General features: G+C 69.9%; 19 protein-coding genes. 10 read left to right on the forward strand and 9 right to left on the reverse strand.

Annotation, left to right across the window (positions count from 1 at the left end):
- Positions 1-16: 16 nt before the first annotated feature.
- Positions 17-1,123, reverse strand: coding sequence for a ferritin-like domain-containing protein (locus C4B68_RS12875; protein WP_099499878.1), 1,107 nt, complete (start codon positions 1,121-1,123; stop codon positions 17-19).
- Between the two features lie 146 nt (positions 1,124-1,269).
- Between C4B68_RS12875 and C4B68_RS12880 the strand changes: the two genes are divergently transcribed.
- From C4B68_RS12880 to C4B68_RS12895, 4 genes are all read left to right on the forward strand, one after another.
- The gene (locus C4B68_RS12880; RefSeq protein WP_099499877.1) at positions 1,270-2,199 is read left to right on the forward strand and encodes an AurF N-oxygenase family protein; all 930 of its coding nucleotides are present in this window, start codon (positions 1,270-1,272) and stop codon (positions 2,197-2,199) included.
- Positions 2,200-2,674: 475 nt separating this feature from the next.
- Positions 2,675-3,388, forward strand: a complete 714-nt coding sequence (locus tag C4B68_RS12885) for a TetR/AcrR family transcriptional regulator (protein ID WP_099499876.1) — start codon at positions 2,675-2,677, stop codon at positions 3,386-3,388.
- 10 nt (positions 3,389-3,398) lie between these two features.
- Positions 3,399-3,704: a hypothetical protein gene (locus C4B68_RS12890; RefSeq protein WP_099499875.1), complete on the forward strand. Its 306-nt coding sequence runs from the start codon at positions 3,399-3,401 to the stop codon at positions 3,702-3,704.
- Positions 3,705-3,807: 103 nt separating this feature from the next.
- Complete coding sequence (locus C4B68_RS12895; protein WP_099500033.1) at positions 3,808-4,947, forward strand: C40 family peptidase; 1,140 nt, start codon at positions 3,808-3,810, stop codon at positions 4,945-4,947.
- Positions 4,948-4,952: 5 nt separating this feature from the next.
- Here C4B68_RS12895 and C4B68_RS12900 read toward each other — a convergent pair whose 3' ends face one another.
- The 5 genes from C4B68_RS12900 to C4B68_RS12920 are packed head-to-tail and all read right to left on the reverse strand — an operon-like array spanning position 4,953 to position 10,861.
- Positions 4,953-6,206, reverse strand: a complete 1,254-nt coding sequence (locus C4B68_RS12900; protein ID WP_099499874.1) for a styrene monooxygenase/indole monooxygenase family protein — start codon at positions 6,204-6,206, stop codon at positions 4,953-4,955.
- Positions 6,207-6,230: 24 nt separating this feature from the next.
- Positions 6,231-6,857, reverse strand: a complete 627-nt coding sequence (locus C4B68_RS12905; protein ID WP_099499873.1) for a GTP-binding protein — start codon at positions 6,855-6,857, stop codon at positions 6,231-6,233.
- Positions 6,838-7,257 (reverse strand): DUF742 domain-containing protein, encoded by a 420-nt coding sequence (locus C4B68_RS12910; protein WP_099499872.1) that lies wholly within the window; start codon positions 7,255-7,257, stop codon positions 6,838-6,840. The genes C4B68_RS12905 and C4B68_RS12910 overlap by 20 nt, the downstream gene beginning before the upstream one ends.
- A complete protein-coding gene (locus C4B68_RS12915; RefSeq protein ID WP_099499871.1) occupies positions 7,254-7,757 on the reverse strand; it encodes a roadblock/LC7 domain-containing protein in 504 nt (167 codons plus the stop codon). The genes C4B68_RS12910 and C4B68_RS12915 overlap by 4 nt, the downstream gene beginning before the upstream one ends.
- Positions 7,754-10,861: a sensor histidine kinase gene (locus C4B68_RS12920; RefSeq protein ID WP_240634331.1), complete on the reverse strand. Its 3,108-nt coding sequence runs from the start codon at positions 10,859-10,861 to the stop codon at positions 7,754-7,756. Before C4B68_RS12920 ends, C4B68_RS12915 begins: the two co-directional genes overlap by 4 nt.
- 368 nt (positions 10,862-11,229) lie before the next feature.
- Between C4B68_RS12920 and C4B68_RS12925 the strand changes: the two genes are divergently transcribed.
- The gene (locus C4B68_RS12925; RefSeq protein ID WP_099499869.1) at positions 11,230-12,015 is read left to right on the forward strand and encodes a protein phosphatase 2C domain-containing protein; all 786 of its coding nucleotides are present in this window, start codon (positions 11,230-11,232) and stop codon (positions 12,013-12,015) included.
- Between the two features lie 2 nt (positions 12,016-12,017).
- Here C4B68_RS12925 and C4B68_RS12930 read toward each other — a convergent pair whose 3' ends face one another.
- The gene (locus C4B68_RS12930; protein ID WP_099499868.1) at positions 12,018-12,533 is read right to left on the reverse strand and encodes a MarR family winged helix-turn-helix transcriptional regulator; all 516 of its coding nucleotides are present in this window, start codon (positions 12,531-12,533) and stop codon (positions 12,018-12,020) included.
- A 274-nt stretch (positions 12,534-12,807) separates the two neighbouring features.
- On the opposite strand from C4B68_RS12930, the gene C4B68_RS12935 reads away from it, so the two are divergent.
- Complete coding sequence (locus C4B68_RS12935; RefSeq protein ID WP_099499867.1) at positions 12,808-13,626, forward strand: lysozyme; 819 nt, start codon at positions 12,808-12,810, stop codon at positions 13,624-13,626.
- A gap of 114 nt (positions 13,627-13,740) precedes the next feature.
- On the opposite strand, the gene lon is transcribed toward C4B68_RS12935, so the two are convergent.
- The gene (gene lon, locus C4B68_RS12940; protein WP_099499866.1) at positions 13,741-16,167 is read right to left on the reverse strand and encodes an endopeptidase La; all 2,427 of its coding nucleotides are present in this window, start codon (positions 16,165-16,167) and stop codon (positions 13,741-13,743) included.
- Positions 16,168-16,311: 144 nt separating this feature from the next.
- Entirely contained in the window at positions 16,312-16,914 is a 603-nt protein-coding gene (locus C4B68_RS12945; protein WP_099499865.1) for a DUF6236 family protein, read from the reverse strand.
- A 179-nt stretch (positions 16,915-17,093) separates the two neighbouring features.
- Here C4B68_RS12945 and C4B68_RS12950 point away from each other — a divergent pair, with 179 nt between their 5' ends.
- The 4 genes from C4B68_RS12950 to C4B68_RS12965 all read left to right on the forward strand — a co-directional run bounded on the left by C4B68_RS12950 (position 17,094) and on the right by C4B68_RS12965 (position 23,995).
- The gene (locus C4B68_RS12950) at positions 17,094-17,771 is read left to right on the forward strand and encodes a spermidine synthase family protein (protein WP_099499864.1); all 678 of its coding nucleotides are present in this window, start codon (positions 17,094-17,096) and stop codon (positions 17,769-17,771) included.
- A 113-nt stretch (positions 17,772-17,884) separates the two neighbouring features.
- Entirely contained in the window at positions 17,885-18,622 is a 738-nt protein-coding gene (locus C4B68_RS12955; RefSeq protein ID WP_099499863.1) for a response regulator transcription factor, read from the forward strand.
- A gap of 80 nt (positions 18,623-18,702) precedes the next feature.
- Complete coding sequence (locus C4B68_RS12960) at positions 18,703-19,845, forward strand: HAMP domain-containing sensor histidine kinase (protein ID WP_240634333.1); 1,143 nt, start codon at positions 18,703-18,705, stop codon at positions 19,843-19,845.
- Between the two features lie 280 nt (positions 19,846-20,125).
- Positions 20,126-23,995, forward strand: a complete 3,870-nt coding sequence (locus tag C4B68_RS12965) for a multifunctional oxoglutarate decarboxylase/oxoglutarate dehydrogenase thiamine pyrophosphate-binding subunit/dihydrolipoyllysine-residue succinyltransferase subunit (RefSeq protein WP_099500031.1) — start codon at positions 20,126-20,128, stop codon at positions 23,993-23,995.
- The last annotated feature ends 6 nt before the right edge of the window (positions 23,996-24,001 follow it).

Below are 24,001 nucleotides of genomic sequence, written 5' to 3' on the forward strand. Positions count from 1 at the left end.
AAAAGCTGGGTCCCCTTTAGGGTTCTGTACCCTTGGCGATCATTTCGTCCACCTCTGCGACGCGGGACTTTTCCTCTGCCGCGAAGCGTTCCGCGTCCAGTTTTTCCGCGATCTCCTCGTCCTGGGCCATCAGGAGGTCGAGGTTGGAGTTGCCCATGTCGAAGACGCCCATGTCGACGTAGGCCTCTTGGAGGCGTTTGCCCCAGAGGCCGATGTCCTTGACGCAGGGGACGATGCGGCTGAAGAGCAACTGGCGGAAGAGATGGAGGAATTCGGACTGCTCGCTGTATTCCTCGGCCTCCGCCTTCGGTATTCCGAAGTTCTCCAGGACCTCTATGCCACGGAGCCGGTCCCGCATCAAGTAGCAGCCCTCGATGACGAATTCCTCGCGTTCGCGGAGTTCGGCGTCGGTGAGCTGTTTGTAGTAGTCGCGCAGGGCCATGCGGCCGAAGGCGACGTGCCGCGCCTCGTCCTGCATCACGTACGCCAGGATCTGTTGCGGGAGGGGCTTGTCGGTGGTGTCCCTGATCATGCCGAAGGCGGCCAGGGCCAGGCCCTCGATCAGGACCTGCATGCCCAGGTACGGCATGTCCCAGCGGGAGTCGCGCAGGGTGTCGCCGAGGAGCGATTTCAGGTTGTCGTTGATCGGGTAGAGCATTCCGATCTTCTCGTGCAGGAAGCGGGAGTAGATCTCCGCGTGCCGCGCCTCGTCCATGGTCTGGGTGGCCGAGTAGAACTTCGCGTCGAGGTCGGGGACCGATTCGACGATGCGCGCCGCGCAGACCATGGCGCCCTGCTCGCCGTGCAGGAACTGGCTGAACTGCCACGAGGTGTAGTGCTTGCGCAGCTCGCCCTTGTCGCGGTCGGTCATCTTCGCCCAGTACGGGCTTCCGTAGAGGGTCATCGACTCGTCGGGGGTGCCGAGTGGGTCGTACGGGTCCACTTCGAGGTCCCAGTCGATGCGTTTCTGGCCGTCCCACTGCTTGTCCTTGCCCTTCTGGTACAGGGCGAGCAGGCGGTCACGGCCGTCGTCGTACTCCCAGCTGAATCGCGCCGCCCCTGAGGCCGGTACCTGCCAGAGGGGGTCACCCGGGTCCTTGGCGTACAGCTCGTATGTCGGCATAACGGCAGGCTCACATGAGGTAGACGCGTCGTCAACAAGTGGCGCGCAAGGGATTGACGCCCCTGCTGACAGGCAGTCTCATAAGAGGTGACCCCCGGTAACTCTTAGCGATCGCGTGAGATCCCCTATGACGAGGTGGGACAGCCATGACAACGGTGACCGAAGCCGAGGTACTCCGTGACGCGCTCGGCGCGCTCAAGGACCGGGAACAGGTGGCCGAACGCCTGCTCGACTCGTCTGCCAAACATTCGTTCGATCCGGACAAGGAACTGGACTGGGACGCGCCCTTCGAGGAGGGCAAGTGGTTCTGGCCGCCGGAGCTGGTGTCGCTGTACGACACCCCGCTGTGGCGCCGGATGAGCGAGGAGCAGCGGATCGCGTTGTCCCAGCATGAGGCCGCCGCGCTGGCGTCCCTGGGCATCTGGTTCGAGATCATTCTGATGCAGCTGCTGGTGCGGCACATCTACGACAAGGCGGCTACGAGCGCGCATGTGCGGTACGCGCTGACCGAGATCGAGGACGAGTGCCGGCACTCGAAGATGTTCGCCCGGCTGATAACGAAGGGTGGCACGCCGTACTACCCGGTGAGCCGGGTGCACATGAATCTCGGGCGGCTCTTCAAGACCATCTCGACCACGCCGGGGTCCTTCACGGCCACGCTGCTCGGCGAGGAGGTCCTCGACTGGATGCAGCGGTTGACGTTCCCGGACGAGCGGGTGCAGACGCTGATACGCGGGGTGACGCGCATCCATGTGGTGGAGGAGGCGCGGCATGTGCGGTACGCGCGGGAGGAGCTGCGGCGGCAGATGCTGACGGCGCCGCGGTGGTCCCAGGAGTTCACGCGGGTCACCTCCGGGGAGTTCGCGCGGGTGTTCTCGGTGGCCTTTGTGAATCCCGAGGTGTACACGAATGTCGGGCTCGACAGGCGTGAGGCGGTGGCGCAGGTCAGGGCGAGTGGGCATCGGCGGGATGTGATGCAGACGGGGGCGAAGCGGTTGACGGACTTCCTGGATGAGATCGGGGTGCTGCGGGGGGCCGGGCGGCGGCTGTGGAAGTCGTCGGGGTTGCTGGCCTGAACGCTGCCGCTGTTCCTGTCCGCCGATTCGCTTTCCGCCGGTGGGTGGGTCGGGGCCGTGCCGGTGCATCCGCCCGTCGCCGGTGGATCAGACGTTGGCTTGTGGGGAGCCGTTTCCAGATCCGGGCGTAAGCGACGGGCATGTGATGTACCGGCACGGCACGGCCCCTTCCGTGCGCTGGCGACTGCGGGTGCACCACCCCCAGCCCGTCCGGCGTTTGAGGACGAGGCCGTTCAGGCCGAAGCGGGGGGCTGGGGGCGGCAGCCCCCAGGTACGGTGGGGCTCCCCCCGCTCTGGGGGTACCTCCCAGGCCCTTAAGACACTGGGGGAGAAGCCGAGAGTGGGGGAGGGTAGGGGCGGGCGGGGGCGAAAAACTTCCCCGCCCGCAGCGGGGCTGGGATGGACCGGCACGGCCCCCGCCGTGAGGCTGCGGCTGCGGATCGCTGGGCGGCTTCGTCCCGTTACGCTGCACCTCATGACCACTCCCGCATACCGTCGGCTCAGCGTTGAGGAGCGGCGTCGCCAGTTGCTCGAGGCGGCCTTGTCGCTGTTTGCCCAACGGGTGCCCGAGGAGGTCTCGCTGGACGACGTGGCCGAGGCGGCGGGGGTGTCGCGGCCGCTGGTGTACCGGTACTTTCCGGGCGGGAAGCAGCAGCTGTACGAGGCCGCCCTGCGGTCTGCCGCCGAAGAACTGGAGCAGTGCTTCGCGGAGCCGCCGGAGGGTCCGCTCACGCTGCGGCTGAGCCGGGCTCTCGACCGGTATCTGGCGTTCGTGGACGAGCACGACGCCGGATTCAGTGCGCTGCTGCAGGGCGGGAGCGTCGTCGAGACGTCGCGGACCACGGCCATAGTGGACGGGGTACGGCGGGCCGCCGCCAAGCACATTCTTGATCATCTCGCGGTCAGGGACCCCGGCCCCCGGCTGCGGATGACCGTACGGATGTGGATCACCGCCGTGGAGGCCGCCTCGCTGATCTGGCTCGACAACGGCAAGGAACCGCCGCTGGCGGAGCTGCGGGACTGGCTCGTGGAGCAGTTCGTGGCGGCGCTGGTCGCGAGTGCCGCACGCGATCCGCAGACCGCGCGGGTGGTGAAGGCCGCGCTCGCGCTGGAGACCGGGGAGGGGGCCGTGGCGGCCCTGGCCCGGCGGGTGCTGCCGGTGATCGAGGACGCGGCCCGGCTTTTGTGACACTGGTGGTGTGAAGAGCGAAGACACTCCCTTTGTCGGCGGTCCCCTGGACGGGCGGGTGCTGCCCGTCCTGCTGGGGCTCACCGGGCATCCGCCGAAGACGTACCGGGTTCCGGTGCCGGACGCGGACGGCGGTCCCGCCACCGTGCTCGTCTACCGGCGCGTGCAGTCCGGCAGGAGCAGGACGCTCGGGCTGCATCAGGGGTGGAAGTACGAGTACGACCCCGAGGGGGACACCGGGCGCGGGCTGAAGTGGCCCTGGTCCAAGGGCGCGGCCAGGGGTGGCGCCACGCCGGAGTCCCACGCCGACGAGTGAGCTTGTTGGGCCGAAGCGGTCAGCAGACCGTGCGCTCGGGATGCGCACGTCTAAGTCTTCCGGTGCGAGGTGGATGGACCACCTCCGCACCGGAGGTGATGACGTGTCAGAAAGGCTTGTACGTCTGGCTTGTACGGCGGCGGTGACGGCCGGGGCGCTTCTCGTGACCGCGCCCGCCGTGGCGGCCCCGGAGCCCCGGCCCGAGACCAGTGCGGCCGGACAGCGGTCCGTGACGGCGTTGCTGACGGATCTTCAGCGGCTGTACCGGGACGCCGAGCGCGCAACCGAGACGTACAACGCCACCGCGGAGAAGCTGAAGAAGCAGCGCGCCGAGGTCTCCCGGCTCGACGCCGCGCTCGCCAAGGCCCGCCTCTCGCTGCACGACAGCCGCGGAGCCGCGGGGCGGCTCGCCCGGCAGCAGTACCAGAGCAGCGACGACATCTCCTCGTACGTACGACTGCTCCTCGCCCGTGATCCGCAGCACGCTCTGGACGAGGGGCATGTGATCGGGCAGCTGTCGTTGGAGCGCGCCAAGACCGTGGAGCGGGTGGTCGGGAGCGAGCGGAGGACCGACGCGCTCGCGCGTGCGGCCCGCAAGGCGCTCGACGGTCAACTCGTCCTCGCCGGGCGGCGGAAGAAGGAGCGGGACGAGGTCCGCAAGCGGCTCAAGGGTGTTGAGGAGCTGCTCGCCTCGCTGACCGTCGACCAGCTCACCGAGCTCGACCGGCTGGAGAAGTCGGGGGTGTCCGAGGCGCAGAAGAAGTTCATGGCCTCGGGGGCTCTCAGCAGTGAGCGGCCCCCGTCGCGCGAGGGCGAGAAGGCGCTGCGCTATGCCGTGGGGCAGATCGGCAAGCCGTACCAGTGGGGTGCGGTGGGCCCGAAGTCGTACGACTGCTCGGGGCTGACCTCACGGGCATGGCAGCGCGCCGGCCGGTCCATCCCCCGGACCAGCCAGGAGCAGTGGGCCCGGCTCCCGCGTGTGCCGCTGAGCGAGCTGCGCCCCGGGGACCTGGTCGTCTACTTCCCCGAGGCCACGCACGTCGCCCTGTACGCGGGCGATGGGATGGTGGTCCAGGCGCCGCGGCCGGGATCGAAGATCAAGGTCTCCCCGATCGCCGCCAACCCGCTGCTGGGCGCGGTGCGGCCCGACCCGGCCGGGGAGCCCCTGCGGCGCTACACGCCGCCGAAGCTCCCCGAGAAGGCGATGGATGGTTCGGACGCCGGGTACGGGAGCGCCCCTTAAGAGGCTCAGGCCCCCGCCACCGATCCCAGGTACGCCTCGGTCTTCTCGGGCTCGTAGAAGAAGTTCTCGAAGTCGGCCGGGTCGTTGAACCCGTTGGCGAACCGGTCCGCCACAGGCTGAAGCTGGCCGGCGGCACCGATCAGGTTGAGGACGTGCTCCGGCGGCACGCCGAGCATGGCGTTGGTCCACTTCGTCACGTGCTGGGCCGTGTCCCAGTAGCGGTCGAACGTGGCCTGCATCCACTCCTCGTCGAAGGGCTTGTCACCCTGCTCGAGGATCGAGGCGAGGTACGCGGCCGCGCACTTCGAGGCCGAGTTGGAGCCCTGGCCGGTGATCGGGTCGTTCGCCACGACCACGTCGGCGACGCCGAGGACCAGGCCGCCGCCGGGGAGACGGCCGATCGGGTTGCGGACGGTGGGGGCATAGCGGCCGGAGAGGGTGCCGTGCGCGTCGGTCAGTTCCACCTTCGTGGCCCGCGCGTACTCCCAGGGCGTGAACTTCTCCATGAGCTCCAGGGTCAGGGAGAGGTGCTCCGCCGGGTCCTTGACGCCGTTGAAGACGTCGAGCGGGCCGCCGGGGATGCCTTCCCAGAACAGGATGTCCGCGCGGCCGGAGGTGGTGAACGTCGGCATGATGAACAGCTCGCCGACGCCGGGGACCAGGTTGCAGCGGACCGCGTCGTAGTCCGGGTGCTCCGGGCGCGGGCCCATGCCGTGGACGTACGCCACCGCGAGGGCGCGCTGCGGCTCGCTGTACGGGGAGCGAGACGCGTCGCGGCCGAACATCGACACCAGCTCGCCCTTGCCCGCCGAGACGAGGACGAGGTCGTACGTACGGGAGAAGTAGTCGAGGTCGGAGACTGCGGCGCCGTGGATGACCAGCTGGCCGCCGCGCTGCGCGAACGTCTCCATCCAGCCGGCCATCTTCACCCGCTGGTCCACCGACTGCGCGTACCCGTCGAGCTTGCCCACCCAGTCGATCGCGCGCTGCGAGGGGCCCGGATCGAAGGAGCCGGGGGCGGCGACCGAGACACCGAGTCCTTCGATCTTCGGGGCCTGGGACTCCCAGAAGTTCAGCTTGAGGTCGCGCTCGTGCTGCAGTGCCGTGTCGAACATGCACTGCGTCGACATGACGCGGCCGGTGCGGATCTCGTCCGCCGTCCGGTTCGACATCAGGGTGACCTCGTACCCCTGGGACTGCAGTCCCAGGGCGAGCTGGAGTCCGGACTGGCCGGCTCCGACGACGAGTATCTTGCGCATGCGGGTCCTTAGTTTGCGTACGTCTTATTCGGGACTCACGTCGAGTGCGTGTCCCACGAGCGCGAGCAGGGTCTCGACGACCGAGATCCGGCGGCGCGCGTCCATGATCATGACAGGTATGTGCAGGGGCACCGAGAGGGCTTCGCGCACGTCCACGGCCTCGAACCGCTCACTGCCGTCGAAGTGGTTGACGGCGACGACGTACGGAAGTCCGCAGCTCTCGAAGTAGTCGAGCGCCGGGAAGCAGTCCGTCAGCCGGCGGGTGTCGGCGAGGACCACCGCACCGATCGCGCCGCGCACCAGGTCGTCCCACATGAACCAGAACCGCTGCTGGCCCGGCGTGCCGAACAGGTAGAGCACCAGATCGTCGTCGAGCGTGATGCGGCCGAAGTCCATGGCCACGGTGGTGGTCTGCTTGTCCGGCGTTTCCGTGAGGTCGTCGGTGTCCTCGCTGGCCTGGGTCATCAGCGCCTCCGTCTGGAGGGGCGTGATCTCGGAGACCGCGCTGACCAGCGTGGTCTTGCCCACGCCGAAGCCGCCGGCCACCACGATCTTCGTGGCGATCGGCGCGCGGGTGCGGTCCGTCTGCCAGGCCTGGAGTTTTTCGTCCGCGTCCGGCGCGGCCATGACGTCAGAGACGACGGAGTCCACTCAGCACCCTTTCCAGCAGAGCGCGGTCCGGCTGTCCCGGGCCGTGACCTGTTCCGTATACACGGATCTTTCCCTGGTCCGCCAGATCGCTCAGGAGCACACGGACCACGCCGAGCGGCATCCTGAGGAGGGCGGCGATCTCGGCCACCGTGCGCATGCGGCGGCAGAGTTCGACGATGGCCCGCATCTCGGGCATCACCCGGGTCGCGAGCGAGCCGTTGGTCAGCTCCTTGCGCTCCTCGGGTGCTTCGAGCGCCGCCACGAACGTCTCGACCAGCAGGACGTGGCCGAAGCGGGTGCGGCCGCCGGTGAGCGAGTAGGGGCGTACGCGGGCGGGTTTGCGGTCGCCTCCGCGCATCGGAAGCCTGTTGGGCGAACTCGGTGTACTCGACGTACTCATCGGGCATTCCCCATCGACTCGGCCTCAAGGGATTTTCGGAGCTCGGTGCGGAGTTCCGGGGTCAGCACGTGTCCGGCGCGGCCGACGAAGAGGGCCATGTGGTACGCCACCACACTCATGTCGCAGTCCGGGGAGCCGTGCACGCCGAGCAGCGAGCCGTCGCTGATCGACATGACGAAGACGCTGCCCTCCTCCATCGCGACCATCGTCTGCTTGACGGCGCCGGTGTCCATCAGCTTGGCGGCACCGATGGTGAGGCTGCCGATGCCGGAGACGATGGTGGCGAGGTCACCCGCCGACCCTTTGGGGCCGGTGGGGCGATCGTCCCGCGACGTCCGTGCTTCCGCGATCCTGCCGGGGTCGGAGGAGAGCAGCAGCAGGCCGTCGGAGGAGACGACCGCGACCGACTGGAGGCCCGGCACCTCCTCGACGAGATTCGTCAGGAGCCAGTGCAGATTGCGGGCTTCACTACTCAGGCCGTAGGTACTGGGCGCTGTCAACTGCTTGCCTCCTCGACTGTGCTCCCCGATGCTTCTACGTCCTGCGCGTACGTCTCCGCCGTCCGCGGCACGTTGAGCGTGTGTGGTGCGTCGTGCGTGTCGGGCTTCTGTGGTGCGTCCGTGCTGAGCGTCTGTGCTGCGTTCATCTCCGCCGTCTGTTCGGTGAGCTCCGCCTCCACGTCGCGGCGGCCCTCCATCGCGCCCCGGTGGAAGCCGCCGAGCCTGCGGCGCAGGGCCTCGGCGTCCACGCCGCCCGTGCGCGGCTTCGGGGCCGGGGCGGGCGCGGAGATCTTCGGCGTCCGCTTGGGCAGGCCCTTGTCGGTGAGCCGCGGGGACTCCTCGTCCGGGACGCGTTCGTGGGTGTCGGGGCCGATGGCGTACGGGTCGGGGGTGGGGGTGCCGGTGCCGGGGGCGGCCTGGGTGGGGAAAGCAGTTTCCGGGTCGGGTCCGAGGGCCGGTTCGGGGGCGGGCGATTCCGCCAACCGGGGCTCCGGGAGCAGGAGTTCCATCGTGGTCTCGGGGCCCGGCTCCGGCTCGTGAGGCTCGGCATCCGACGAGGCGACCGCGGGCTCGGGCCCGTCGTCCGTGTCGCGTACCCCAGGCTCGGGCCCGTCGTCCGTGTCGCGCACCGCGGGCTCGGCGTCCGCGCTCCACGCCGCGGGCTCGGCGTCCGCGTTGCGTACCCCAGGCTCGGCGTCCGCGCTCCACGCCACGGGCTCGGCGTCCGCGTTGCGCGCCACGGGCTCGGCGTCCGCGTTGCGCGCCGCGGGCTCGGCGTCCGCGTTGCGCGCCGCGGGCTCGGCGTCCGCGTTGCGTACCGCCGCCTCCGCCGCCGCGATCAGCGGGTCCTCGTCGCCCTCGGGGTCCGCCGCCACGAGGGCCGAACGCCCCCGCAGCACGTTGGAGTTGGCCTCGGCGTCCGCGCCGGGCAGCGATACCGAGGAAGCGCCGCCGACGAACCCGGTGGCCGCGGGGACGGTGGCGGCGGGCGCCGCGGCGAACAGGGTCTTCGGAAGGACGACCACGGCGGCGACGCCGCCCTGCTTCTGCTCGCGCAGCTGCACGCGCACACCGTGCCGGTGGGCGAGCCGGGCCACCACGTACAGGCCGAGCCCGAGTCCCTCGTCGCTCTCCAGGTCGTACGCGTCGTCAGCGCCGAAGCCCGAGAGGCGGGAGTTGAGCTGGCTCATCCGCTCGTCGGTCATGCCGATGCCCTCGTCCTGCACGGAGAGCATCACCTCACCGCTCTCCAGGAGCCAGCCGGAGACCTCGATGGGCCGGTCGGGTGGCGAGAACGACGAGGCGTTCTCCATGAGTTCGGCCACGAGGTGACTGATGTCGTCGGCGGCGAACCCGGCGAGGTGCGCGTGCGGCGGCAGCGTGGCGATGCGGACCCGCTCGTACCGCTCGATCTCGCTTACCGCGGCCCGTACGACGTCGATGAGCGGGACGGGGTTCGCGTGGTGCTGGACGTGCTCGGTGCCCGCGAGGACGAGCAGGTTCTCGCTGTGGCGCCGCATGACGGTCGCGAAGTGGTCGAGCTTGAAGAGCGTGGCCAGGCGGTCGGGGTCGTGCTCGCGCTCCTCCAGGCCCTCGATGACACCGAGCTGGCGCTCGACGAGGCCGAGGGTGCGCAGCGCGAGGTTGACGAACGTGCCGTGGATGTTGCCGCGCATCTGCTCCAGGTGCGCGGTGGCCTCGGCGAGTTCCGTACGGAGCTTGTCGCGCTCGTCGGCCATCAGCTGGCGCTGGCCGATGAGGTGCTTGCGGTCGCCTTCGAGGGTCGCGATCCGCTCGTGGAGGGTCGCGAGCCGCTCGTGGAGCGTCGCGGCGTGCGCGTGCAGCGCGTTGACGGAGCGGACGACCTGGGCGAACTCGTCGTTGCGGCCGGTGAACTTGACCGGCTCCTCGGCGTCCGGGTCGGCGGCGAGCCGGGCCGAGCCGAGGCGCAGCACGGCCAGCGGGCGGGTGAGGGTGCGGGCCATGGCCATCGAGACGCCGACCGCGACGAGCAGCAGCGTGCCGATGAGGGCGATCCGGATCTCCAGCGCGGTGACGTCGTCGTCCCGCAGAAGTTCGAGGTCCTTGGTGCGGCCTTCGTTGAGGGAGGCCTCGGCGCCGCGCATCAGCTCGATACGGGCCGACAGGGCGGCGTCCAGTTTCTTGACGCTGGTGTCGAGTTCGGCGTCGGAGAGCGCCGGCTGGTCGGTCAGGCTCGCGAGGTACTTGTCGGCGGTGACGACGTCGGGCCCGGTGACCGTGGAGGTGTACGAGGAACGGGCCGCCTTGGGCGCCGCCTCGCGGAAGTCGGCGAGGGCCGCGTCCGAGCGGAGCCGGGCCTGCTGGGCGGCGGCGCTCAAGGCGTCCCGCTGCTTGGTGTCGGCGTCCGACGAGGCGCTGGTGGTGGTCGCGAGACCGGTGACCGGGTCGATGACGGTCTGGGTCGTACGCGGGATACTCAGGGCGGCGAGGAGCAGGCCGCGGGCGGCGGCGGACTGCTGCACCGCGGAGTCCAGCTCGGCGAGGGCGTGCGCGCCGGAATCCGCGCGGGGCGGCAGCCGGTCGGCCAGGTCCTCGGCGAGGGCGTGGAGTTCGCTGATGACGGCCGAGTACGCCTGGTGCGCGTCGAGAGCGCTGCTCTTTCCGGTGAGCGCCGCTCGGCGCAGGGAGGCGATGGCGTCGAAGTCCTTGAGCAGCGACGCGGGCGCGTCGTCGTCCGCCCGCAGCTCCTCGACCTGCCGGTCGACGCGCGCGCTGTGCTGCTCGGAGGGAGCCTTGGTCTTGGGTCGTCCCGCGGCGATGTACGCGGTGACGTCGTCCCGCTCGTCGGCCAGCGAGTGCGCGAGCGTCAGCGCCTGCTGGGTCCGCTGGGCGAGCGTCACCAGGTTCTGGGTGTCGTTCAGTTGTTCCGAGGCGGCCAGCACCGTGGGGGCACCGGCGCCGGCGATGGCGGCCGCGACGACCGCCACGGCGACGATCAGCCGGTTACGTACGTGGGCGGGCCGACCCTTGCCCGCGGAGTGGACGGCGTCGCCGGTGGCGCCGGTGGCGCCTCCCGTGGAGGCCGTCTGCTTGCCTGTGCGCCTCGGCCGCGTCTTCTGCACCGGTGCTCGCATTCCTGTACTCGTGTACCCATGGGCCCGGGTGACGTTCCGTCAACGGAGGCGTCCGCCCGGTACGGCTCCCGACCCTCCCAGTGCCGGTGGGCAGTGGTCCCGCATCATCCGGCCCGCCACCTGAAGGAGTGAACCCCGGAGGGGAGTTGGCGGGCAAGTTCCTCCGGCGGGCGCGACGGTCTTGACCCGCGAGCCGGTTGGACGTCGGCGACAGGCTTTGGCACTATTCGCCGCCACGCTTCACCGGAGCCGATCATTCCGTGTCAAACCCGGCGCCTGACCGCCGGTCCGCAGCCGTTCGGCGACCGATGCCAGCCTCTTGTGGACCTTGTGAAGAGGTCGTGCACACTGGCCGAATGCGCACTGAACTCGCCTCGGAGCCCGGCGACCCGGACCGCCCCAATGAGGACTTCGCATCGGTCGGACTTCCGGCCTCAGGACAGGGAGGTGCCCTGGTCGTCCTCGACGGGGTGACACCCCCTCGGGGCGACTACGGCTGTCTGCATTCGGTCGCCTGGTTCGCCTCCCGGCTCGGCGGAGCCCTGACCGAACTGTCCCTTTCGCTCAGGGATTTGACGCTCCCGGAGATCCTCTCGCGGGCCATTCGCCGCGTGGCCGACGCCCATGCCAAATCCTGTGACCTTTCTCACCCACGCACGCCCCAGGCGACCGTGGTCCTCGCGCGGTGGTCCGCCGACACGGTCGAGTACCTGGTCCTGTCCGACTCGGCCCTGCTGGTGGAGTCCCCGACGGGCGAGGTCACAGCGCTCCTGGACGACCGCCTCGACCGCCTCCCCCGCGCCTCCCTCGCCACGGACGCCGTCGCCGACGCGACCGTCCGCAACAAGGAGGGCGGCTTCTTCACCGCGGCCGCCGACCCCTCGGTGGCCTCCCGCGCGGTGACGGGCGTCCTCCCCCGGGCGGATGTCCGCGCTCTCGCCGCCCTGACGGACGGCGCCACCCGCTGGGTGGAGAAGTTCCGCGAGGGCGACTGGCCGGATCTGTTCGCCCTCGTACGGAAGGAGGGCCCCCAGGCCGTCATCGATCGCGTACGGGCGCTGGAACGCGCCGACACGGAACGGGTGTTCCTGCGGCGGAGCAAGACACACGACGACGCGACGGTCGTGTACGTCGAGCCGTGACGCTACTTCTCCATGTCGTTCAGCTGGTGCAGCAGCCGCGCCAGTTCCGCGACCTCGTGGGGGTCCCAGTCGGCGAGCCGGCGGACGTACCGGGCGCGGCGGGCCTCGCGTACCCGGCTGACGCGGGTGCGGCCCTCCTCGGTGAGGTGGACGAGCCAGGCGCGGCCGTCGGCGGGGTCCGGTTCGCGGGCCACCAGGCCGAGTTCCTCCAGGGCGCGGAGCTGGCGGGACATCGTGGCCTTGCCGACGCCGATGTAGCCGGCGAGATCCGTGGCACGCTGGCGGCCGCATTCGTCGAGGCGTACGAGGAGTCCGTACGCGGCGGACTCCAGGTCCGGATGGACCTCGCGGGCCATCTCACCCTGGCTGGCGCGGGCTCGGCGCAGGAGCACGGTCAACTCGCGCTCCAGGGACAGGAACTCCCGCTCCCCGCCGCCGTGCGCGGCGGACTGGTCCCCACCGCGTCCCGACGCCCCGGACGCGGCACCCTGCCGCTCGCCGTTCCCGCCCTCGTGCACGTCAGACCCCTGCCCCGGTTTCCCGATCCTGAAAGTTTCCGTCAAAACTCGCCATTGCCGCAGCTCCGCCAGTATTTCGCAGGCGTAGACCAACGGCAGCCTCGAGGCCCTCTTCCCGCGCCCACTTCTCCGTGCGTAGCTTCGTTACGGCAACTCTGGCATGCCCACGCCATCGACAAGTCGACGAGGACTTGGCCGCCCACGGCCCGGCGCGTGCCGTCAGCTCCCCCCACCGAGCACCACCGTGCACCACCGATCTCTTCGGAGGCACGCAATGCCCGTGCACAGACCCGGAACGGCCCGCCGCCTGCGGCTGCTCGCGGTAGGGATCCTGCTCGCGGCCTTCTCCTTGCTGTACACCCTCCCCTCCTCCGCGGCCGACACCCCCGCCCGGGGCTCCGCCCACATGGGCATGGGTGTCATCGCGCACGACGGCCGGCACGGCACACCCGCCACCGGTGACACGACCCAGACGGAGGGCGTGGACGTCTCCAGCCACCAGGGCAACGTCGCCTGGTCGACCCTGTGGAACAGCGGGGTCAAGTGGGCCTACGTCAAGGCGACCGAGGGGACGTACTACACGAACCCGTACTTCGCCCAGCAGTACAACGGCTCGTACAACGTCGGGATGATCCGCGGCGCCTACCACTTCGCCACCCCGGACACCACGACCGGCGCCGCCCAGGCCAACTACTTCGTCGACCACGGCGGCGGCTGGTCCCGGGACGGCAAGACGCTGCCGGGCGCGCTCGACATCGAGTGGAACCCGTACGGCGCCGCCTGCTACGGCAAGTCGCAGAGCACGATGATCACCTGGATCAGCAGCTTCCTCAACCAGTACAAGGCCCGCACCGGCCGCGACGCCGTGATCTACACGGCCACCAACTGGTGGACCCAGTGCACGGGCAACTACGCGGGCTTCGGGGCCGGCAACCCGCTGTGGATCGCGCGGTACGCCTCGACCGTGGGGACGCTGCCGGCGGGTTGGTCCTTCTACACGATGTGGCAGTACACGTCGTCGGGGCCGGTCGTCGGAGATCACAACAAGTTCAACGGCGCACTGGACCGCGTGATCGCGCTCGCCAACGGCTGACATACGGCCCGACCGGCTGACATACGGCACACAACCGGCTGACGTATGCGCGCGTACGGCGGAGGCCCGGCCTCCCTCACGGGACCCGGGCCTCCGCTCTTCCGGAAGCGTCCGTCACACCGCGACCGGAAGCTCCTGCGTCGCACCGTTCGTCGCCGGTGTCAGCGCCAGTTCCAGGACCTGGCGGACGTCCGTGACGGCGTGGACGTCGAGCTTGTCCAGGACCTCGGCCGGGACGTCGTCCAGGTCGGGCTCGTTGCGCTTCGGGATGACGACCGTCGTCACGCCCGCCCGGTGTGCGGCGAGCAGCTTCTGCTTGACGCCGCCGATGGGCAGGACCCGGCCCGTCAGCGAGACCTCGCCGGTCATGGCCACGTCCGTACGGACCGGGCGGCCGGACAGGAGCGAGGCCAGCGCCGTCGTCATCGTGACGCCCGCGCTCGGGCCGTCCTTCGGCACCGCGCCCGCCGGGAAGTGGATGTGCACGCCCCGGTCCTTCAGGTCGCCCACCGGCAGCTCCAGTTCGGCGCCGTGGGAGCGGAGGAAGCTCAGCGCGATCTGCGCCGACTCCTTCATCACGTCGCCGAGCTGGCCCGTCAGGGTCAGGCCTGCCGCGCCCGTCTCCGGGTCGGCCAGCGACGCCTCCACGTAAAGGACGTCGCCGCCCGCGCCGGTGACCGCGAGGCCCGTGGCCACGCCCGGCACCGCCGTACGGCGCTCGGCCGGGTCCTGGGCGGACTCGGGCACGTGGTGCGGCCGGCCGATGAGAGCCCGCAGATCGGTGTCGGTGACGGTGAACGGCAGCTCCCGCTCGCCCAGTTCGTGCTGGGCCGCGACCTTGCGCAGCAGTCGTGCGACGGCCCGCTCCAGGTTGCGTACACCCGCTTCCCGCGTGTATTCGCCCGCGAGCTTGCGCAGCGCGCTCTCGTCGAGGGTGACCTCGTCCTTCTCCAGGCCGGCCCGCTCCAGCTGGCGCGGAAGCAGGTGGTCACGGGCGATGACGACCTTCTCGTCCTCGGTGTAGCCGTCGAGGCGGACCAGCTCCATACGGTCGAGCAGGGCCTCCGGGATGGCCTCCAGGACGTTCGCCGTCGCGAGGAACACGACGTCGGACAGGTCGAGTTCGACCTCCAGGTAGTGGTCGCGGAAGGTGTGGTTCTGCGCCGGGTCCAGGACCTCCAGCAGGGCCGCGGCCGGGTCGCCGCGGAAGTCGGAGCCCACCTTGTCGATCTCGTCCAGCAGGACCACCGGGTTCAGCGACCCGGCCTCCTTGATGGCGCGGACGATACGGCCGGGCAGCGCGCCGACGTACGTACGCCGGTGTCCGCGGATCTCGGCCTCGTCCCGTACGCCGCCGAGGGCGACGCGGACGAACTTGCGGCCCATGGCGTGCGCCACGGACTCGCCGAGCGATGTCTTGCCGACTCCGGGCGGGCCGACGAGCGCGAGCACGGCACCGCCGCGACGGCCGCCCACGACGCCCAGTCCGCGGTCGGCACGGCGCTTGCGCACCGCGAGGTACTCGGTGATCCGCTCCTTCACGTCCTCCAGACCGGCGTGCTCGGCGTCGAGGACCGCGTTGGCGCCCTGGATGTCGTACGCGTCCTCGGTGCGTTCGTTCCACGGCAGTTCGAGGACGGTGTCGAGCCAGGTGCGGATCCAGGAGCCCTCGGGCGACTGGTCGCTGGACCGCTCCAGCTTCTCGACCTCCTTGAGCGCGGCCTCGCGGACCTTCTCCGGGAGGTCGGCGGCCTCGACACGGGCCCGGTAGTCGTCGGACTCGTCCACGTCCGAGGACTCGCCGTTGAGCTCGCGCAGCTCCTTGCGTACGGCTTCGAGCTGGCGGCGCAGCAGGAACTCGCGCTGCTGCTTGTCGACGCCTTCCTGGACGTCCTTGGCGATGGACTCGGCGACATCCTGCTCGGCGAGGTGCTCGCGGAGCTGCTCGGTGGCGAGCTTCAGGCGGGCGACCGGGTCGGCGGTCTCCAGCAGCTGCACCTTCTGTTCCAGCGACAGGAACGGAGAGTAACCGGAATTGTCGGCAAGGGCGGAAACGTCATCAATCTGCTGTACGCGGTCCACGACCTGCCAGGCGGCGCGCTTGCGCAGCCAGCTGGTGGCGAGGGCCTTGTACTCCTTGACCAGGTCGGCGACCCGGCCGGGCAGCGGGTCGGGCACGGTCTCGTCGACCCGGGTGCCCTCCACCCACAGTGCGGCGCCGGGACCGGTCGTTCCCGCGCCGACCTTCACGCGTCCACGCCCGCGAATCAGCGCGCCCGGGTCGCCGTCGGCAAGCCGGCCGACCTGCTCGACGGTGCCGAGCACACCCGTACCGGTGTACGTGCCGTCGACGCGGGGCACCAGCAGCACCTGCGGCTTGCCCGCCGTCGTACGGGCGGCGGCCTGCGCGGCCTCCACCGCGGCGCGCACATCGGTGTCGTTCAGGTCCAGCGGAACCACCATGCCGGGCAGCACGACCTCGTCGTCGAGCGGCAGCACGGGCAGGGTCAGCGGTGTGGACATCGTGGAGTCGGCAGCCATGATCTTCCCCTCGACAATGAAGTAAGTTGAGCTAAACCGACTCAATGCTTGTGAGCACCCTATTGTTCCCCGGCTTCTGTTCGCTCTCAGCGATCGCGCCGTCCTTGGCCCGCTACCGGCTGTGGTGACCCCGGGCGGGCGCCCTCAGGTGATGCCGCCGCCCCGGGCGGAGGGCTGGCGGAAGAAGCGGCGCATGAGGGACCTTGTCTCGAGGCCCTTCTCCACGGACAGCAGGTACGCGGAGGGCGAGGAGGCGAGCAGGGCCTGGCGTTCGCCGGTCGCCGTCCGGGCCAGGCCGGCGACGGCGAAGGTGACGCCGGCGGCCGAACTGATCAGCGGGCCGGCGACCACGCCCGGCTCGGAGAAGCGTGTCCCCCGGGAGGGCACGGCGATCCCGGCGTCGAACAGAGCCTCCCGCACCTCCGCGGCGACCTCGTCCCGGTGAAGGTAGGCCGGGCTGCGCGGGTGCGGTCCCGCGGCGGCCCCGTACCGTTGCCGCAGGTCCTCCGCGTGCGCCGCGATGACGTCCAGGAAGGCGGACGAGACTCCGAGCGTGGACGAGGCGGGCTCGACCGGAACGATGAAGTCGAGTTCTTCCGCGAGCGCGCGGACGGTGTCGGAGTCGGTCGTCGGGAAGCGTGCCGGAACGATCCGGGCCAGCTGAGGCCAGTAGAGCGCGGCCGTTTTCAGCCACCGCTCGTCTCTGAAGTTGATGTACGGGTAGTAGAGCCCGATGCGCTGCAGCACGCTTCCCCCCTCTCGCGCCCGGCCCGGCGGGCCGGAGCCCCAGGGTGGCAGCGTGCTCCCGCTCGCGCCACGCGCAAGCCGGTTCGCGGCAATCCCAGGGGGACTTGGGAGGCACCGACGCGGACACCGAAGCGTTAATTTCGGCAACCCATCCTGGTGAAACTGCCAGGATGGGGACCATGACTGCCTCGTACGACACCCCCGTAGTCATCGATCGCCGGGACGGCCCGTACGGCGAGGTCGTGCTGCGGCGCCATGGCGCGCTGTTGCAGATCATCGCCAATGGGTGCTTCCTGATGGACACGTCCGACGGCCGCTCGGAGCGGCTGCTCGTCGACGCCGCGTACGGCGCGCTGGACGGGCGGGCGGAGCCGAGTGTGCTGATCGGAGGCCTGGGCGTCGGGTTTTCGCTCGCACACGCCGCCGCCGATGCCCGGTGGGGGCGCATCACCGTCGTCGAACGCGAGCCGGCCGTCATCGACTGGCACCTCGACGGACCGCTGTCCGCGCTGTCCGCCGAGGCCATCGCCGATCCGCGTACCGAAGTCGTCGAGGCCGATCTGCTCGATTACGTCAATGAGATTTCCGCCACGTACGACGCGCTGTGCCTCGACATCGACAACGGGCCCGGCTGGACGGTCACCGAGGACAACGACGGGCTGTACTCGAAGGCCGGACTGGCAAGCTGCGCAAGGGCGTTGAGGCCTGGAGGGGTGCTCGCGGTGTGGTCGGCGCAGCCCTCTCCGGAATTTGAAGGAAGCTTGCGGAATGCCCAGTTCCAGCGGGTGCGTACCGAAGAGATCCCGGTTGCCCGGGGCGTTCCGGACGTCGTGCACCTCGCGGTCAGACCTGGATAGCCGAGCTGCGGTGCCTGCCCGTACGCTGCTGCCCTGACGCGGATCATTCAAGCGTCAAGCGCAGTCATGGGATCACCCCACGGATTCCGGAAAGCACACTTCAGGGGCGGGCGATGGAGCAGACACACACCTCCCACAACGGCACGACGGCGACCCCCGGCGCTCAACGCCGGGTGTTGGTGGTCGAGGACGACCCCACGATCCTCGACGCCATCGCGGCCCGCCTGCGTGCCGAGGGATTTCTGGTGCAGACCGCGGGCGACGGTCCGGCGGCCGTCGACACCGCCGAGGCCTGGCAGCCCGACCTGCTCATCCTCGACATCATGCTGCCGGGCTTCGACGGCCTGGAGGTCTGCCGTCGTGTGCAGGCCCAGCGCCCGGTGCCGGTGCTGATGCTCACCGCGCGCGACGACGAGACCGACATGCTGGTCGGGCTCGGTGTCGGCGCCGACGACTACATGACGAAGCCGTTCTCGATGCGTGAGCTGGCCGCGCGCGTGCACGTCCTGCTGCGCCGGGTGGAGCGCGCCGCGCTGGCCGCCACGACGCCGCGCAGCGGCATCCTGCGCCTCGGCGAGCTGGAGATCGACCACGCGCAGCGCCGGGTGCGGGTGCGGAGCGAGGACGTCCACCTCACGCCCACCGAGTTCGACCTCCTTGTCTGCCTGGCGAACACCCCGCGTGCCGTACTCTCGCGCGAGCAGCTGCTCGCCGAGGTGTGGGACTGGGCGGACGCCTCCGGCACCCGTACCGTGGACAGCCACATCAAGGCGCTGCGCCGGAAGATCGGCGCCGAGCGGATCCGTACGGTGCACGGCGTGGGCTACGCGCTGGAGACCCCGACGCCCTGAGGGCCCGGCTCTCGCCGGGATCTTCGGGACCTTCGGAACCTTCGGGACTTTCGTGAGGCTGAAGTGAGGGGGCTGGTGTGATGGGCGGGTCCGGGAAGCACGTGTTCGGGCCGAGCGGCTCGGGAGAGCGCCTCGGGGAACGCGGCAGCGCGAGTCCCTGGGGGGGCGTACGCCCCTTCTCCATCAAGACCAAGCTCGGCGCACTCGTCGTCATCTCGGTGCTCATCACCACCGGTCTGATGATGATCGCGATGCGCACCGAGACCGAGCTGCGCTTCATCACCGTCTTCTCGATGATCGCCACCCTGCTGATAACGCAGTTCGTGGCCCATTCACTGACCGCCCCGCTGGACGAGATGAACGCGGTGGCCCGGTCCATCTCGCACGGCGACTACACGCGCCGGGTGAGCGACAGCCGCCGTGACGAGCTGGGCGACCTGGCCGAGACGATCAACCTGATGGCCGACGAGCTGGAGGCCCAGGACCGCCAGCGCAAGGAACTCGTCGCGAACGTCTCGCACGAGCTGCGCACCCCCATCGCGGGCCTGCGCGCGGTCCTGGAGAACGTCGTGGACGGCGTCTCCGCCGCCGACCCCGAGACGATGCGTACGGCCCTGCAGCAGACGGAACGCCTCGGACGTCTCGTCGAGACGCTCCTTGACCTGTCCCGGCTGGACAACGGCGTCATACCGCTGCGCATGAGGCGTTTCGAGGTGTGGCCGTACCTCTCGGGCGTGCTCAAGGAGGCCAACATGGTCTCCTCCGCGCGCGCGGGCATCGCCTCGGGCTCCGGCAGCCACACGCGCACCGACGTCCATCTGCACCTCGACGTGTCCCCGCCCGAGCTGACCGCGCACGCGGACCCGGAGCGGATCCACCAGGTCGTCGCCAATCTGATCGACAACGCGGTCAAGCACAGCCCGCCGCACGGCCGGGTGACGGTGAAGGCGCGACGGGGCGACTACCCGGAGTCGCTGGCCCTGGAGGTCCTGGACGAGGGGCCCGGCATTCCCAGGACGGAGTGGCACCGGGTCTTCGAGCGGTTCAACCGGGGCGGGGTCCCCTCGCCGCACGGCCCGGGCAGCGACGGCGGTACGGGTCTGGGCCTGGCCATCGCGCGCTGGGCGGTCGATCTGCACGGCGGCCGGATCGGTGTGGCCGAATCCCAGCGGGGTTGCCGGATTCAGGTCACCCTTCCCGGGCTTCCATCTCTGCCAAGTTGACGTAAAGTTCGAGCCGGAGCCACAAGATTCATCCGTGTCGCCGCTGGCGGACACGTGTGATCAGGCAGAGGGCCGCGTGAGTCGTACCGCGACCCTGGATCGACATACCCATTCCGAAGCGGAACCCCGCCTGTTTCCCGCCATTTCCACGACTGAAACGCGGTTTTCGATGTGACTTACACGACGTTGGACGGCCCGGTCTGACCTTCTCGGCCATGGAGGCGTAGCCTTAATTCCCGCTGTCCATCACCTTGTGAAGCGGAAGAGGGCGGTTACCGCCGTGTCGCCACAGTCCCCCAGTAACTCGAGCATCTCGACCGATGACCAAGCCGGGAAGAGTCCCGCTGCTGCGTTCGGTCCCAATGAGTGGCTCGTCGACGAGATCTATCAGCAGTACCTCCAGGACCCCAATTCGGTAGACCGAGCCTGGTGGGACTTCTTCGCCGACTACAAGCCGGGGGCGACCGCCGCCCCGGCTCCGGCGGGTACTGCGGCCGCGGGGGCCGCAGGGACCACCACGGCAGCTCCCGCCGCCCCGGCCGCGCCCACCGCTCCGGCCGCCCCTGTGGCGCCCGCCGCGCCCGCGGCCCCGGCTCCGGCTCCGGCCGCTGCTGCTCCGGCACCGGCCGCGCCCGCGCCCGCTCCGGCGGCCCCGAAGCCCGCTGCCGCCGCTCCGGCCGCCGTGAAGGCCGCCCCGGCCCCCGCGAAGGCCGCCCCGGCCCCCGCGAAGGCCGCTCCGGCCGCCGCGAAGCCCAAGGCCGAGCCGGCGACCGAGGCCCCCGCGGGCCCGGAGATGGTGACCCTGCGCGGCCCCGCCGCCGCGGTCGCGAAGAACATGAACGCCTCCCTGGGGCTGCCCACGGCCACGTCCGTGCGCGCGGTCCCAGTGAAGCTGCTCTTCGACAACCGCATCGTCATCAACAACCACCTGAAGCGCGCCCGGGGCGGGAAGATCTCCTTCACCCACCTCATCGGCTACGCGATGGTGCAGGCCATCAAGGCCATGCCGTCGATGAACTGGCACTACGCCGAGAAGGACGGCAAGCCGACCCTCGTCAAGCCGGAGCACATCAACTTCGGCCTCGCCATCGACCTGGTGAAGCCCAACGGCGACCGCCAGCTCGTCGTCGCCGGCATCAAGAAGGCCGAGACGCTGAACTTCTTCGAGTTCTGGCAGGCCTACGAGGACATCGTCCGCCGCGCCCGTGACGGCAAGCTGACGATGGACGACTTCACCGGTGTCACGGTCTCCCTGACCAACCCCGGCGGCCTCGGCACCGTCCACTCGGTGCCGCGTCTGATGCCCGGACAGTCGGTCATCATGGGCGTCGGCTCCATGGACTACCCGGCGGAGTTCCAGGGCACCTCCCAGGACACCCTGAACAAGCTCGGCATCTCGAAGGTCATGACGCTCACGTCGACCTACGACCACCGGGTGATCCAGGGCGCCGCCTCCGGCGAGTTCCTGCGCATCGTCGCGAACATGCTGCTCGGCGAGAACGAGTTCTTCGACGAGATCTTCAAGTCGCTGCGCATTCCGTACGAGCCGGTCCGCTGGCTCAAGGACATCGACGCCTCGCACGACGACGACGTCACCAAGGCCGCCCGCGTCTTCGAGCTGATCCACTCCTACCGGGTCCGCGGCCACGTCATGGCCGACACCGACCCGCTGGAGTACCGCCAGCGCAAGCACCCCGACCTGGACATCACCGAGCACGGCCTCACGCTGTGGGACCTGGAGCGCGAGTTCGCGGTCGGCGGCTTCTCCGGCAAGTCCCTGATGAAGCTGCGCGACATCCTCGGCGTGCTGCGCGACTCGTACTGCCGCACCATCGGCATCGAGTTCATGCACATCCAGGACCCGAAGCAGCGCAAGTGGATCCAGGACCGCGTCGAGCGCCCGCACTCCAAGCCGGAGCGCGAGGAGCAGCTGCGCATCCTGCGCCGCCTGAACGCGGCGGAGGCCTTCGAGACCTTCCTGCAGACGAAGTACGTCGGCCAGAAGCGCTTCTCCCTGGAGGGCGGCGAGTCGGTCATCCCGCTCCTTGACGCCGTCATCGACAGCGCGGCCGAGTCGCGCCTGGACGAGGTCGTCATCGGCATGGCCCACCGCGGCCGCCTGAACGTTCTCGCGAACATCGTCGGCAAGTCGTACGCGCAGATCTTCCGCGAGTTCGAGGGCAACCTCGACCCGAAGTCGATGCACGGCTCCGGCGACGTGAAGTACCACCTGGGTGCCCAGGGCGTCTTCACGGGCCTGGACGGCGAGCAGATCAACGTCTCGCTGGCCGCCAACCCGTCCCACCTGGAGACGGTCGACCCGGTCATCGAGGGCATCGCCCGCGCCAAGCAGGACATCATCAACAAGGGCGGCACGGACTTCACCGTCCTGCCGGTCGCCCTGCACGGTGACGCGGCCTTCGCCGGCCAGGGTGTGGTCGCCGAGACGCTCAACATGTCGCAGCTGCGCGGCTACCGCACGGGCGGCACGGTCCACATCGTCATCAACAACCAGGTCGGCTTCACCGCGGCCCCCGAGTCCTCGCGCTCGTCGATGTACGCGACGGACGTGGCGCGCATGATCGAGGCGCCGATCTTCCACGTGAACGGCGACGACCCCGAGGCCGTCGTCCGCGTCGCCCGCCTGGCCTTCGAGTTCCGCCAGGCGTTCAACAAGGACGTCGTCATCGACCTCATCTGCTACCGCCGCCGCGGACACAACGAGTCCGACAACCCGGCGTTCACGCAGCCGCTGATGTACGACCTGATCGACAAGAAGCGCTCGGTGCGCAAGCTCTACACCGAGTCCCTGATCGGCCGCGGCGACATCACCCTCGAAGAGGCCGAGCAGGCGCTGCAGGACTTCCAGGGCCAGCTGGAGAAGGTCTTCACCGAGGTCCGCGAGGCCGTCGCGGCCCCGGCCGAGGCGCACGTCCCCGAGGCACGGCCCGAGTTCCCGGTCGCCGTGTCCACCGCGGTCTCCCAGGAGGTCGTGAAGCGGATCGCCGAGTCCCAGGTCAACATCCCCGACCACGTCACCGTGCACCCGCGGCTGCTGCCGCAGCTGCAGCGCCGGGCGTCGATGATCGAGGACGGCACGATCGACTGGGGCATGGGCGAGACCCTCGCCATCGGCTCGCTGCTGCTCGAGGGCACCACGGTCCGCCTGTCGGGCCAGGACTCCCGCCGCGGCACCTTCGGCCAGCGTCACGCGGTGCTGATCGACCGGGTCACGGGCGAGGACTTCACCCCGCTCCAGTACCTGTCGGACGACCAGGCCCGCCTGAACGTCTACGACTCGCTGCTCTCCGAGTACGCGGTCATGGGCTTCGAATACGGCTACTCGCTGGCCCGCCCCGACGCACTGGTGATGTGGGAGGCGCAGTTCGGTGACTTCGTCAACGGCGCGCAGACGATCGTCGACGAGTACATCTCGGCCGCCGAGCAGAAGTGGGGCCAGACGTCCGGCGTCACCCTGCTGCTCCCGCACGGCTACGAGGGCCAGGGCCCGGACCACTCCTCGGCCCGTATCGAGCGGTTCCTCCAGCTGTGCGCGCAGAACAGCATGACAGTCGCCCAGCCGACGCTCCCGTCGAACTACTTCCACCTCCTGCGGTGGCAGGTGCACAACCCGCACCACAAGCCGCTGGTGGTCTTCACCCCGAAGTCGATGCTGCGCCTCAAGGCCGCCGCGTCGAAGGCGGAGGAGTTCACGTCGGGCGGCTTCCGCCCCGTCATCGGCGACGAGTCGGTCGACGCCGCGGCGGTCCGCAAGGTCGTCTTCTGCGCCGGCAAGCTGTACTACGACCTCGATGCCGAGCGGAAGAAGCGCGGCGTCACGGACACGGCGATCATCCGCATCGAGCGTCTGTACCCGCTGCCGGGTGCCGAGCTCCAGGCGGAGGTCAACAAGTACCCGAACGCCGAGAAGTACCTGTGGGCCCAGGAGGAGCCGGCGAACCAGGGTGCCTGGCCGTTCATCGCGCTCAACCTGATCGACCACCTGGACCTGGCGGTCGGCGCGGACGTCCCGCACGACGAGCGCCTGCGCCGCATCTCCCGCCCGCACTCCTCCTCGCCCGCCGTGGGTTCCGCGAAGCGGCACCAGGCGGAGCAGGAGCAGCTGATGCGTGAGGTGTTCGAGGCATAGGCCTCC

The organism is Streptomyces dengpaensis (assembly GCF_002946835.1).
Classification (GTDB): Bacteria; Actinomycetota; Actinomycetes; order Streptomycetales; family Streptomycetaceae; genus Streptomyces; species Streptomyces dengpaensis.